Below are 12,010 nucleotides of genomic sequence, written 5' to 3' on the forward strand. Positions count from 1 at the left end.
ATTTGTACTAAAGCTCATTAATCTAAACTGTCCCACCATGCCATTCTATATTTATCGTTTAATGCTAAAAAACTTACGTAATCTAACATTCACCGGATCTACCGGTTAATAAAAATTTGTAATCAAATGTAAAAATAATATAGAAGCAACTATTAAATAGTCGATTAACTTGGGAACAGCGTCGGTTAAATAGTCGATTCCGTCGGTGAAAAATTTTTGCGGAAAGGCTTTATTGTGATACTATTCAAAAAATAAAAGTCCGGAATTATCCTCCGGACTTTTTGGCTTTATACCCCATACCAATCAAATAATCAATTACTTTTTCTCTTTGGTCTCCTTGAATAAGAATTTCGCCATCTTTGGTATTTCCTCCTACACCACACTTCGCTTTTAATTCTTTACCAAGGGATTTTAAATCATCTTCCTGCCCTATAAATCCAGCTACAAGGGTGACTTGCTTGCCACCTCTGGACTTTTTATCCAACATTACTTTTAAATTTTGCTGCTTGGGTGGAAGCGTAGTTTCATTCCCCTCGTTTTCCAGATCGAAATCAAAGTTATCCGCGGTAGAATAAACTACTCCATCTCTTTTTTTCCAATCATTGCTTTTTTTTCTACCCATTTATTATCAATTTATTATTTAAACTTCATGGTCCACACAGGCTTTTTGGAACTGTTGACTACATCCTCAGCTATACTTCCTCCCAGTAAATGCAAAAAGCCTGTCCTGCCATGTGTAGCCATTGCAATCATGTCTGCATTAACAAAATCTGCAAATTCATTGATTCCTTCCTCTTCACTATCTCCGTTGAAAATATCTATTTCAGCATTTTCCAGCTTGTTTTCTTTGATAAATTCATTAATTTTTTTCATTGAATCAATGGATTTTTCAAACGAGTTAGGTGTATTAATTTTAACAAGCCTAATTTGAGCACCCAATAATTCTTGCAAGTATTTCAGTTTCTTGATCACCTTTTTGCCATTATCACTAAAATCACTAGCAAAAACAATCTTCTTAATAGAATCAGCACTAATTTCACCTTTGACTGTAATGACAGGGCAATCGGAATGTCTGACCACCTTCTCAGTATTTGAACCAATCAATAATTCTTCCAGACCGCTGGATCCCTTAGAACCCATGATTACCAAATCTGCTTTAACCTCAGCTATTTCTCCGGCTATTCCGGCATAGGGATTTCCGAAAGTCAAGTTTGTGCTAAATTGATATGGCTTACCGGCATGTTCTTCTTCCAACTTCTTAAATTGCTCCTTTCTTTTATTGGTTAAGTCAACCATATAGACTTTATCCATATAGTTTTCACCCATGGTTACTTCACCCATTGTGTTGAAATTTTGGGAAGTTGGAATCTCTAGTATATGTATCAGCTTGAGACTGCAAGCGGCTTTGGTAGCTATTTCTTGTGCAAGTTCAAAGGCATTATTAGCCTCTTCTGAAAAATCATAAGGTACTAAGATACTTTTCATAGACATGATAGGATGCTGTTTAAATTAAGAATCAATTAAACTATATAAAAGTAAACAATTATGAGCACAAAAAAGATCGATGAACTAAAAAATCAGCCATCCTATACCAAAAAATAAGACACAAAATAATGTGGACATTGCCATTACTTTTAAATAGGGATCTAATTTTTCCGGAGTTTCAAATTTAGCTACGGCCCAGCCGGTTTTTAATATTGAAGGTGCCATCACCAGATAAGCCAAAGCTCCATAGGCGTGTTCAATGATGACAAAAACAAGCAATAAAACCAGGGCACTAATGATTAACCCCCAATGGTAATTTTCTGCGGCTTTTTTACCTATCCTCACAGGTATGGATAGCTTTCCCGCTGCTTTATCGGATTGGATATCTCTAATATTGTTGATGTTCAATACTGCCGTACTCAGTAGACCTATTGCCGCTGCGGGTAACCACAATGTTGGTTCAAAGCTAAGGGTGTGTAAATAATAGGTGCCCATGACACCCACACAGCCAAAAAACAAAAATACTGAAATATCTCCTAACCCGGCATAACCATAAGGTCTTTTCCCGGAGGTGTAGGCTATTGCAGCAATAATGGCCAAAATACCTATGCCTAAAAACAGTAAGAATAAATAAATATCTGCCAAGGCAATGTACAAGAGAAACAAACCACTTAACAAAGAAAGAATAGAAAAAATGATAACGGCTACCTTCATTTCAGCGGGTTTGATTAACCCGCTTTGCACAGCCCTAATAGGCCCTTGCCTGCCTTCATGGTCTGCTCCATTGACACTATCTCCATAGTCATTGGCTAGGTTAGACAAGATCTGTAATAATGTAGTAGTAATTGCTGCCATGATCAAAACCGACCATCTAAACCCGGATTTTTCATACGCAATAAAACTTCCCATAAATATACTCGATAAGGCCAAAGGAAGTGTCCTCAATCGAAGGGCGTGGACCCAAGCTTGCTTTTTGGTAGAAATGGTCAATTTTACTGTTTTTTGGCTAGTATAAAGGTACTAAGTGAGTTTATAAAGGGAAATGCCCCTAAATTTTGTAAATGGTAATGCTGGAATGGTGTATTTTAGTCTACCTATGCTTCTATTAATTCTATAATCTCTTTATCCATTGGCTTAACTTTTGAAGGAAAGAACTTTACCAATTTCCCTTCTTCATTGATAAAGTATTTGCAAAAATTCCATGAAGGCTCTTCATTGTTCCAGCCGTTCAATTTTTTGTCTGAAAGCCACCTGTATAATGGGTGTTTGTCTACACCTTTCACTGAAATTTTTTCAAAAATGGGGAAAGTAACCCCATAATTTTCTGAGCAAAAAGATTTAATGTCCTCACTTGTTCCCGGTTCTTGTCCACCAAAATTATTCGCAGGGAAGGCCAAAATTGTGACCTTGTCTTGGTAGGTTTCATACAGTTTTTGCAACTCCTCATACTGCGGAGTATACCCACATTTGGAGGCCACATTTACAAGCAATAATTTTTTACCCTTGTATTTAGAAATTTTGACAGGTTTGCCATCAATATCATTTAAGGTAAAATCATAAATACTATTGCTTTCGAGCAAAGACCCTAAACTGTTGTCCTCGATATTGGGATCACTTGAAGAAATGGTTGGATTTTTATTTCCCATCGGAAACTGCAAAGCTACCACTGAAATTGCGAAGACTAAGAAAATTGATTTCATCGTTACATTTTTTGTGGGACATCTATGCCTAATAACTTCATTCCTGCATTGATTGTTTTTGCTACTTGGTCAGACAAGGATACCCTAAAGGCTTGTACTTCATTTTTTGCTTCACTAAATATAGGTAGATCTGCATAAAATCTGTTGTACTCCTTGGCTAAATCAAATAAATATTGTGCAATTACGGCCGGAGACAGCTCCTCTGCTGCCATAGCTATTTTCTTTGAATAGTCTGAAAGCATGTATACCAATTGTTTTTCTACCGCTTCTAAGGCTTCTAGGCCTTCAAAATTATTGCTGCTATAATCCAAACCGATCTGGTCCGCTTTTCTTAGAATGGCGGCTATTCTGGCATGCGTATATTGAATAAATGGACCGGTATTCCCTTGAAATTCAATGGACTCCTGAGGATTGAATAGCATTCTCTTTTTGGGGTCTACTTTTAATAAAAAGTATTTGATGGCTCCCAAGCCCAGCATTTCATAGAGATTTTCTGCCTCCTCCGGAGAAAAACCTTCTATTTTGCCCAATTCTTGTGTGTGGTTACGGGCAGTATCCACCATTTCCTGAATAAGGTCATCAGCATCAACTACAGTGCCTTCGCGGGACTTCATTTTTCCAGAAGGAAGATCAACCATACCATAAGACAGGTGGTACAAATTATTGGCGTAAGGACGCTCCAGTAATTGCATGATTTTAAATAAAACCTCAAAGTGATAATCCTGCTCATTACCAACTACATAAACTGATTTGTCTATACCATGGTCTTTAAACTTAAGGTCTGCAGTTCCCATATCTTGGGTCATGTATACAGAAGTACCATCTGCTCTTAATACCAGCTTTTCGTCAAGCCCTTGATTACTTAAGTCTGCCCAAACAGATCCATTTTCTTTTTTAAAGAAAACTTTTTTCTCTAAGCCTTCAGTTACAATGTCTTTCCCAAGTAAGTAAGTGTCGGATTCATAATAATACTGGTCAAATGAAACTCGCATCTTTTTATAGGTCTCATTGAAGCCCTGATAAACCCAGTTGTTTAATTTTTTCCAAAGGTTAACCGTTTCTTCGTCTCCCAATTCCCACTTTACCAAGGATTCTTGTGCTTCTTTCATCCATGGGGCTTCTTTTTTGGCAAGTTCCTCAGTCATGCCTTCAGCCATTAACTCTTTTATTTGCTTCTTGTATTCCTGATCAAAGAGCACATAGTACTTGCCTACCAAATGGTCACCTTTCAAACCTGCCATTTCAGGGGTTTCATTGTTCCCTAATTTTTGATAAGCCACCATGGACTTACAAATATGAATCCCTCTATCGTTTACAAGATTTGTTTTAATGACCTCATAACCATAGGCACTGAGAATGTTAGATACAGAAAAGCCAAGAAAGTTGTTTCTAAGGTGGCCCAGGTGTAAAGGTTTGTTCGTGTTTGGAGAACTGTATTCGACCATTACCTTCTGATTTCTAGGAGGAAAATACCCAGGCTCTTTTTCAGCCATTAATTGCGTCAAAAGGTCTATCCAAAAAGCAGAAGAAAGACTGATGTTTAAAAATCCTTTAACCACATTGAAATCAGCTACCGAAGGATGGTTTTCTTTCAGAAAATTACCAATTTTCTCCCCAGATTGTTCAGGTGAGCCTTTTGTGATTTTTAAATAAGGAAACAATACAAAGGTATAGCTGCCTTCAAATTCTTTTCTGGTAGGCTGAAGGCTTAGGTCTTCACTTTCTACCTTATGATTAAATAGTTGCTCAAAGGCCGCTGCTATTGTCTTTAAAATGCTTTCTTGAATATCCATATTGTCAATTACTTCCTAATTATAGAGGCGCAAATATAAGGTTTTCCTTTCAAAGAGGAGAGGGCTAGGCCTAAATTATATGGGGAGGACTTTGGACAGTAGCCACTTGTATTGACGGAAGTGAAACTAGAGAGTAATAGGAGGAAATGTTACTTCTTTTACTTAAAGTCAAAGCGTTTGAAAACTAGAGGGTTAATGGATTTATTTGTTCGGTAATATAAATTATTCGATAGGATGTTTAATGATTTTATCTTTTTTCTAAACTAGAGAAGAGGTTAATGGAAATAGCTATTGTGGATTTTTACTGGTAAAAGAAAATATTAGTAACAATCCACAACTATCAGACTAAGTATTTCGTAATACAATGCGATTAGCTTTATCTAACTAAATAAGTAATAAAATTCATAAAGTTTAACCAGATCTATAATATGAAACAATGTCTCTTATTGCTCTTTTTTATTTCAGGGATTTCCAGTGCCTTTGCACAATTTGAAAAAGGTGATCTGTATGTTGGGGGTAACTTTGGGCTTTCCATAGATACCAGAGAAAGCTCAAATCCAGGCAGTTCCTCCCAGTACAGTATAAATCTTAATCCAAATTTGGGTTATTTTATTTCTGACCGATCTGTGATAGGTGTTATTCCTCAAGTTAGTTTTTTCAGAAGTGCCACTACCACTTCAATGAATACAAAAATTATCTCTGAAAATGTTAAAGGAGGTATAGGCTTGTTTTACAGAAGGTATTTTCCTGTAATCGATAATTTTTATCTTTTTCTAGAACCCAAAGCGATGTTTAATAGGACCTTTAAAGGAGAAAACAATCCCAATTATTTGGGGTTTTCATTAGCTCCCGGAGCATCCTACAGGATCAATGGAAAATGGATGGTAGAAATGACTTTGGGTGGACTCGTTTATAATTACACCTATACCAATTCAGGTACAAATCAGGAATATGATGATAAGCGGATTGCCTTTGATTTAATCACCGCCAACAGTATAGGGATCGTTTATTTCATTAACCAGAAGGACCAATGAAGAAGTTTTTAATCCTTTTTGTTTACTTGGGGATTTATTCCATGGGTCAAGAGGCAAATGCTCAGATTTCGCAAGGAAATCATTCTGTGGGATTGGAATTCGGTTGGAGTGATAGGTCTGTAGATTTTTTAGATGAGAGAATCCAGGAAGATAATTACTTTAGGTTTACACCTAGCTATTCCTACTTTATTAAAGATCAGCTCAGTATTATAGGTGGTGGACGTTTTTATACGCGAAAAATCAATAACACTTATCAAAATGCCAATTCTCCTGGATGGAAAAGAAAGGAGTTGGATGTTTTTGTAGGGTTGAGAAAACACATTGAAATCAGCCCCAAATTGTTTATGATAGCTACCTATGGGTTAAGGTATTCATGGACTGATAATTTGGCGGAATCAGTTATTGCAGATGAAGAGGACTTTAACACTTCCCGGCAAAAAGTAAATCAATTTGGCCTTTTCGGGAACCTGGGTTTGGCTTATTTTCCAAGTGAAAAATTTAGTTTTGAACTAATATTTATAGAAGGTCAATTTTTTAAGGTTTATAATAAACATATATGGAGTGGCCAATATAACAGCAACTATCAGGACAATGGTTGGGGTTTTGAAGTGGATGGTTTTCTGGACCAGCCAAGCCTTGCCGTAAGGTATTATTTTTAATTCGAGGAATATAGCAAGCCTTTAGTTTAGCGAAAGTAGCATTGTCCTTTTAGGGAAAGGTCTTATTGTGTTCATAATCCTATGAAGGAAGGAACAATGGCATTTACTCCAAGATAGAAATAGACTGTTATTATAAATTTACCAATGCTTATTTTGGTCTATTGATGGAAATCCATAAATTGATTTTAAACTCGTATTATGCATCAGGGTTAAAATATGGCGTAACAAGGGTTTTATAAACCTATACTAAAATGAACAAAAGCCATTTATCAAAAAAGGAGATCAATAGAGGGGAATTAGTCAATGGGAATGAAATCCGAGACGGAATTTTCGACTTTATTAAATCTCAATACCCTGATTTTTCCAGAGAAAGCAATATTTCAATTGGAGAGCTAAATAAATACCGGCGACTGTATTTAACCAAGCTTATCGAGCAAGAAAAAGGAGATTTAGCGGCTATTGACAAGGATGTTATGGATGCCATTCGTAACAATTCCATACTTTCTGAAAACTTACAAGAAGACATAGATACTGCTATAAGCTTAGGCCAAAGGATGGCGGATAAAATCGCCTCTTTCGGAGGGAGTTGGACTTTTATTATTGCTTTCTTTTCATTCCTGACTTTGTGGATCGTAGCAAACATTTGGTTGCTTGCCAGCAATACTTTTGACCCCTATCCATTTATATTGTTGAATTTAATGCTTTCCTGTATTGCTGCTATACAGGCGCCGATTATTATGATGAGCCAAAACCGGCAGGGACAAAAGGACAGACAGAGGGCTGAGCTTGATTACAAAATCAACCTTAAGTCCGAACTTGAAATCCAACTGCTGAATGAGAAAATTGATCATCTATTGGTGCATCAAAATAAAAAACTGCTTGAAGTCCAGGAAGTGCAAATTGATTATTTAGAGGACTTGATGAAGGAATTGAAAAACAGCAAATCAGGTCAAAGGAAATAGAAAGTGAAACGGGTAATCTTGAGCGAACAAATATAAACCCTTCTATTTCTCAATTATAGTATCATTTTTAAGCCTACATCTCTTAATATCAGAATAAATTATACTATTCAAATTAATAATATACCTTTTATATAATAAAATAACCTTTTGTGTGATTGTGTATAAATTGTTAAGGTTATTTACAGTTTGTGGAGTAAGCTCCACATATTTATGTGTTTAGGGTTACAGGCTCTTTTTCTTTACAATTTCTTCTAATTAATAAAAACATTGTTTAATAAGAAATAAGGCCTGTTTTATTTTAATTGAATGTATGTAAAATTACTTGGCATGGCATTTGGCTAAGTATAATTGAAAATAATATTTAAAAAGTATTGTTTAACCAATTATTATTTAAACCAATAAATTTAAAATGCCATGAAAAAGTTAATTTTGAGTGTCGCCGCAATGACTGTTTTTGCTTTTGCCAATGCAGGAACAACTGAAGTGTTTGTTTCGCAAGAATGGTACCAAGAAACAACTAAAATTGATCCTGAAAGTCTTCCTGAAAAAGTAAAGGAAGCTATTCAGAATGATTTGCAGTTGAAAGACTTGAAAATAGTTGAGGCCCATCAGGTGATGGAAGAGGCACAGGTTCACTACTTATTGAAATTCGAATCAGAAACTCCTGGTGAAGAAATCAAAAAGAAATTTGATGCCATGGGTAAAGAAGTAGTAGAAGATAAAGGGTCAGTTGAACTCCCAGAGCCAGTAAAATAATAAACTTGAATAGGCTTAGGTCTATCCTTTACTTTTAAACAGTTAAAAAGCCATGGTCATTGACCGTGGCTTTTTTCATTTAGACTTTTAATAATTAGCTTGATTTCTAAATATTCTGTATTGATTTATTATTTCTTGAGTTGTCATTCCTTGATGAATAATCAATTGGTTTCTGAAGTGCAATGGCTCTTTTTTATCTAACAATAAGGGTTCTTGACCTGGGAATGCCATGTTTTGCATGCTGTTTCGTTTTCGAAGAATCCACCCTTGGTAGGAGGGAAGTTTGTCCGGTTCACCCATAATTACAACACCTGCGTCATCAGGACCATTTTTCGTGATGTTGATCCAATCACCTGCTGCAACAGGAAGATTGTCAGGTGTCACAGGGCCGTTTTCATCAAAAAAGCCTGCGTTTTCGGATAATTTTATTCTTGGAGAGAATCCTCCATAGCCTTTAGCGTCTTCAGAACCACCTATCCGTACTCCAGAAGTCAATGGTTTTAAAGTAATATCAAAGGTTATTTTATACGCTTGATTTCCTATAGATTGGAAAGTGATGATTGTGTTTTCTTCAATAATGTTCTTTTTCAATACCTTATTGCCTTTCCAAATCACTTTGAGCTCAATGGTTGCGGAATTGTTGGGATGAATTTTAGTTTTACTTTTCTTTACTTCCCATTCAACGCCTTCACTTATCCAAGGGTCACCAATTCTCAAATCATCCACCCATAGCTGATGCCATGTCCAAAAAATCCCTCGGTGGTGTAAATGGTCTTTGGGGAAGTCCTCTGTGACTATCTCTCCTTTGGTGTCAAACACAGGGTGAAGGTAATTTGCTCTTGGATATTGTCCATTCTCACTTATCGTTTCCATTTGGTAAAACAGTCGGGGCTTTCCATCCGAAAGTAAAAGCAATCCTCCATCCCGTTCCTCAAAGGAAAGGATTTGGGCCGTGGCTGTAGGCATTTCTGCAAATAGAAAAATAGCTGAAAATAGTAAAAGGACAACTGGGGCAATGGGTTGGTATTTCATTTGAAGATAAATGGTTAGTTGTTTATAAAAGTAAATGATAAGCATGAGCTAACCAAGTGTCTATTTCATAAGTGGCTGAAGAAAATAGTAAAATGCCAATTTAAAAGGGTTCGATGGCAGGGGAACAATGTTCCTGACTTTAGCCCATTTTAAAATCAACAGGTGATAGTTTGATATTGGCTATGGCTTGAGATTTTGTTCGCGTTATTACAAAAAAAAGCGAGGAAAGTTTTAAGTTTTCCTCGCTTCAATTATTCTTATTAGAACAGTTTACTTTCTTGAAATTGCTCTTTTAGCAGCTTCAACAATGTTTTTGGCGTTCAAACCATATTTCTCCAATAGCTCAGCAGGTGTCCCCGATTCTCCAAAGGAATCGTCAACACCGATAAACTCAAGAGGGGCAGGTTGATTTCTGATCAATGTCTGCGCAATACTGTCATTCAAGCCACCATTGAATTGGTGTTCTTCTGCACTTACTGCACAACCTGTTTTTGCAACAGATGCCAAAATAGCTTCAGTGTCCAAAGGTTTGATGGTGTGGATATTGATAAGTTCCACAGAGATGCCTTCAGCCCTAAGGATGGCTTCTGCTTCTACTGCTTCCCATACAAGGTGTCCTGTAGCGAAAATAGTTACATCTGTACCTTCGATCATTTTCCAGGCTTTACCTATTACAAATTCCTGGTTTTCAGGAGTGAAAATAGGCCATTTTGGTCTGCCGAATCTAAGATAAACAGGGCCTTCATGCTCAGCGATAGCCATGGTTGCTGCCTTTGTTTGGTTGTAATCACATGGATTGATTACCGTCATATTTGGAAGCATTTTCATCATGCCTACGTCTTCAAGGATTTGGTGAGTAGCACCATCTTCTCCTAAAGTAAGTCCTGCATGAGAGGCACAAATCTTCACATTCTTTTCAGAATAAGCTACAGACTGTCTGATTTGATCATATACACGTCCTGTAGAAAAGTTGGCAAATGTACCTGTGAAAGGTATTTTACCTCCAATGGTTAGTCCTGCAGCAGCACCTATCATGTTGGCTTCTGAGATACCCATTTGGAAAAAACGCTCAGGGAATTCCTTTTGGAAGGCTCCCATTTTCAATGAACCAATAAGGTCAGCACAAAGTGCAACCACGTTTTCGTTTTTTCTACCTGCTTCTAGTAGACCATCACCAAACCCGGACCTGGTGTCCTTTTTTTCAGTGTATGTATATTTTGTATCCAATTTATTTTCCATTATTCAAACTTTTTTAGATCTGTTATCACCGAAATCAATAATCACCAAGGGTTTCTTTCAGTTGTCCTAAGGCATTTTCTAGTTGCTCGTCATTTGGAGCTACACCATGCCATTTGTGAGTGCCAACCATGAAATCTACTCCGTAGCCCATGTCGGTATGTAACAGGTTCAATACTGGTTTTCCTTTTCCAAGGAGACTTTTTGCTTTTTCCAGCCCTTGGACTACACCTGACATGTCATTGCCATGCTCGGTTACGATGACTTCCCAGCCAAAAGCTTCCCATTTGGCTTTTAGATCTCCAAGGTTGATAATGTCCTTGGTAGGTCCATCTATTTGTTGACCGTTAAGGTCTATGGTTGCGATGATATTGTCCAGTTTATGGTGAGGAGCACTTAGAGCTGCTTCCCAAATCTGACCTTCTTGCTGCTCTCCATCTCCCATTAGGACATAGACAGTTTTGTCATCGTTATTGATTTTTTTCGCGAATGCAGCACCTATGGCTACAGATAGTCCTTGGCCCAAAGAACCGGAAGCTACACGTATACCCGGTAGTCCTTCTTCAGTGGCTGGATGTCCCTGTAATCTGCTATTTAATTTACGGAAAGTTTTTAATTCACTTGTCTCGAAATAACCGCTTCTGGCCAATACACTGTACCATACGGGTGATATATGTCCATTTGAAAGGAAAAATAGATCTTCTCCAGGTCCATCAATATTGAAATCTGGGTTATTTGTCATTTGGTCAAAGTACAGGGCTACGAAAAACTCAGTACAGCCCAAAGATGCTCCTGGATGACCTGATTGACAGGCATGCACCATTCGTAAAATATCTCTTCTTACCTGGGAGCAGATTGCTTCTAATTGTTCGGTTGATTTTTTTTCCATTGATTTGGAATTATTTAATAATTTGATTGGTGTGTTCCTTTGTTTTAACTTTTGAAATAATTTCTTCAATTACTCCCTTTTCATCAATAATAAAAGTGGTTCTGGCTGTGCCCATGTATTTTCTTCCATACATGTTTTTCTCTACCCAGGTACCATATTTTTCATGTACACTTTTGTCTTCATCAGCAATGAGCGGAAAGGGTAGCTCAAATTTCTCAATGAATTTTTTATGAGATTTCTCCGCATCTGAACTTATCCCTAAGACTACATAGCCGGCTTTTTGGAGACTTTCGTAGTTGTCTCTCAAATTACAGGCCTGGGCAGTGCATCCGGGGGTATTGTCTTTTGGGTAAAAGTACAAGACTACTTTTTTTCCTTGAAAATCGGATAACTTGATGGGATTTCCATCTTGATCTTTTGACTCAAAGTCAGGTGCCGTTTGGCCTACTTCTAGTGACATAGTT

At 37.1% G+C, this 12,010-nt stretch carries 13 protein-coding genes; 4 read left to right on the plus strand and 9 right to left on the minus strand.

Annotated features, from left to right (window positions below; translation table 11 throughout):
- Nucleotides 1-265 precede the first annotated feature (265 nt).
- From Q4534_RS06240 to argS, 5 genes are all read right to left on the minus strand, one after another.
- On the minus strand, nucleotides 266-622 hold the full coding sequence (locus Q4534_RS06240; protein WP_303612308.1) for a translation initiation factor: 357 nt from the start codon (nucleotides 620-622) through the stop codon (nucleotides 266-268).
- Nucleotides 623-636: 14 nt separating this feature from the next.
- Nucleotides 637-1,485: a universal stress protein gene (locus tag Q4534_RS06245; protein WP_303612309.1), complete on the minus strand. Its 849-nt coding sequence runs from the start codon at nucleotides 1,483-1,485 to the stop codon at nucleotides 637-639.
- An 84-nt stretch (nucleotides 1,486-1,569) separates the two neighbouring features.
- Nucleotides 1,570-2,475, minus strand: a complete 906-nt coding sequence (locus Q4534_RS06250) for a 1,4-dihydroxy-2-naphthoate polyprenyltransferase (RefSeq protein ID WP_303612310.1) — start codon at nucleotides 2,473-2,475, stop codon at nucleotides 1,570-1,572.
- Nucleotides 2,476-2,579: 104 nt separating this feature from the next.
- The gene (locus tag Q4534_RS06255) at nucleotides 2,580-3,185 is read right to left on the minus strand and encodes a glutathione peroxidase (protein WP_303612311.1); all 606 of its coding nucleotides are present in this window, start codon (nucleotides 3,183-3,185) and stop codon (nucleotides 2,580-2,582) included.
- 2 nt (nucleotides 3,186-3,187) lie between these two features.
- Nucleotides 3,188-4,978 (minus strand): arginine--tRNA ligase, encoded by a 1,791-nt coding sequence (gene argS, locus Q4534_RS06260; protein ID WP_303612312.1) that lies wholly within the window; start codon nucleotides 4,976-4,978, stop codon nucleotides 3,188-3,190.
- 428 nt (nucleotides 4,979-5,406) lie between these two features.
- On the opposite strand from argS, the gene Q4534_RS06265 reads away from it, so the two are divergent.
- The 4 genes from Q4534_RS06265 (at nucleotide 5,407) to Q4534_RS06280 (ending at nucleotide 8,389) form a co-directional block, all read left to right on the plus strand.
- Nucleotides 5,407-6,012 carry an outer membrane beta-barrel protein gene (locus tag Q4534_RS06265; protein WP_303612313.1) on the plus strand — a complete coding sequence of 202 codons (606 nt, stop codon included), beginning with the start codon at nucleotides 5,407-5,409 and terminating at the stop codon, nucleotides 6,010-6,012.
- On the plus strand, nucleotides 6,009-6,671 hold the full coding sequence (locus Q4534_RS06270; protein WP_303612314.1) for an outer membrane beta-barrel protein: 663 nt from the start codon (nucleotides 6,009-6,011) through the stop codon (nucleotides 6,669-6,671). The genes Q4534_RS06265 and Q4534_RS06270 overlap by 4 nt, the downstream gene beginning before the upstream one ends.
- 251 nt (nucleotides 6,672-6,922) lie before the next feature.
- Complete coding sequence (locus Q4534_RS06275) at nucleotides 6,923-7,633, plus strand: DUF1003 domain-containing protein (RefSeq protein WP_303612315.1); 711 nt, start codon at nucleotides 6,923-6,925, stop codon at nucleotides 7,631-7,633.
- A gap of 414 nt (nucleotides 7,634-8,047) precedes the next feature.
- Nucleotides 8,048-8,389: a hypothetical protein gene (locus Q4534_RS06280; RefSeq protein ID WP_048643837.1), complete on the plus strand. Its 342-nt coding sequence runs from the start codon at nucleotides 8,048-8,050 to the stop codon at nucleotides 8,387-8,389.
- An 87-nt stretch (nucleotides 8,390-8,476) separates the two neighbouring features.
- On the opposite strand, the gene Q4534_RS06285 is transcribed toward Q4534_RS06280, so the two are convergent.
- From Q4534_RS06285 to bcp, 4 genes are all read right to left on the minus strand, one after another.
- Nucleotides 8,477-9,421 (minus strand): DUF6807 family protein, encoded by a 945-nt coding sequence (locus tag Q4534_RS06285; protein ID WP_303612316.1) that lies wholly within the window; start codon nucleotides 9,419-9,421, stop codon nucleotides 8,477-8,479.
- A 270-nt stretch (nucleotides 9,422-9,691) separates the two neighbouring features.
- On the minus strand, nucleotides 9,692-10,660 hold the full coding sequence (locus Q4534_RS06290; RefSeq protein WP_048643835.1) for a transketolase family protein: 969 nt from the start codon (nucleotides 10,658-10,660) through the stop codon (nucleotides 9,692-9,694).
- Between the two features lie 34 nt (nucleotides 10,661-10,694).
- Nucleotides 10,695-11,546, minus strand: a complete 852-nt coding sequence (locus Q4534_RS06295) for a transketolase (RefSeq protein WP_048643834.1) — start codon at nucleotides 11,544-11,546, stop codon at nucleotides 10,695-10,697.
- Nucleotides 11,547-11,556: 10 nt separating this feature from the next.
- Entirely contained in the window at nucleotides 11,557-12,006 is a 450-nt protein-coding gene (gene bcp / locus Q4534_RS06300; RefSeq protein WP_048643833.1) for a thioredoxin-dependent thiol peroxidase, read from the minus strand.
- Nucleotides 12,007-12,010 lie beyond the last annotated feature (4 nt).

This window comes from Cyclobacterium sp. 1_MG-2023 (assembly GCF_030546805.1).
Classification (GTDB): domain Bacteria; phylum Bacteroidota; class Bacteroidia; order Cytophagales; family Cyclobacteriaceae; genus Cyclobacterium.

What these genes read in the sequence shown, in the direction of transcription:
- Q4534_RS06245 (WP_303612309.1), bottom strand. Translation starts at nt 1,485, where the DNA reads ATGAAAAGTATCTTAGTACCTTATGATTTTTCAGAAGAGGCTAATAAT.
- Q4534_RS06285 (WP_303612316.1), bottom strand. Translation starts at nt 9,421, where the DNA reads ATGAAATACCAACCCATTGCCCCAGTTGTCCTTTTACTATTTTCAGCT.
- argS (WP_303612312.1), bottom strand. Translation starts at nt 4,978, where the DNA reads ATGGATATTCAAGAAAGCATTTTAAAGACAATAGCAGCGGCCTTTGAG.
- Q4534_RS06255 (WP_303612311.1), bottom strand. Translation starts at nt 3,185, where the DNA reads ATGAAATCAATTTTCTTAGTCTTCGCAATTTCAGTGGTAGCTTTGCAG.
- Q4534_RS06270 (WP_303612314.1), top strand. Translation starts at nt 6,009, where the DNA reads ATGAAGAAGTTTTTAATCCTTTTTGTTTACTTGGGGATTTATTCCATG.
- bcp (WP_048643833.1), bottom strand. Translation starts at nt 12,006, where the DNA reads ATGTCACTAGAAGTAGGCCAAACGGCACCTGACTTTGAGTCAAAAGAT.
- Q4534_RS06290 (WP_048643835.1), bottom strand. Translation starts at nt 10,660, where the DNA reads ATGGAAAATAAATTGGATACAAAATATACATACACTGAAAAAAAGGAC.
- Q4534_RS06280 (WP_048643837.1), top strand. Translation starts at nt 8,048, where the DNA reads ATGAAAAAGTTAATTTTGAGTGTCGCCGCAATGACTGTTTTTGCTTTT.
- Q4534_RS06295 (WP_048643834.1), bottom strand. Translation starts at nt 11,546, where the DNA reads ATGGAAAAAAAATCAACCGAACAATTAGAAGCAATCTGCTCCCAGGTA.
- Q4534_RS06265 (WP_303612313.1), top strand. Translation starts at nt 5,407, where the DNA reads ATGAAACAATGTCTCTTATTGCTCTTTTTTATTTCAGGGATTTCCAGT.
- Q4534_RS06275 (WP_303612315.1), top strand. Translation starts at nt 6,923, where the DNA reads ATGAACAAAAGCCATTTATCAAAAAAGGAGATCAATAGAGGGGAATTA.
- Q4534_RS06240 (WP_303612308.1), bottom strand. Translation starts at nt 622, where the DNA reads ATGGGTAGAAAAAAAAGCAATGATTGGAAAAAAAGAGATGGAGTAGTT.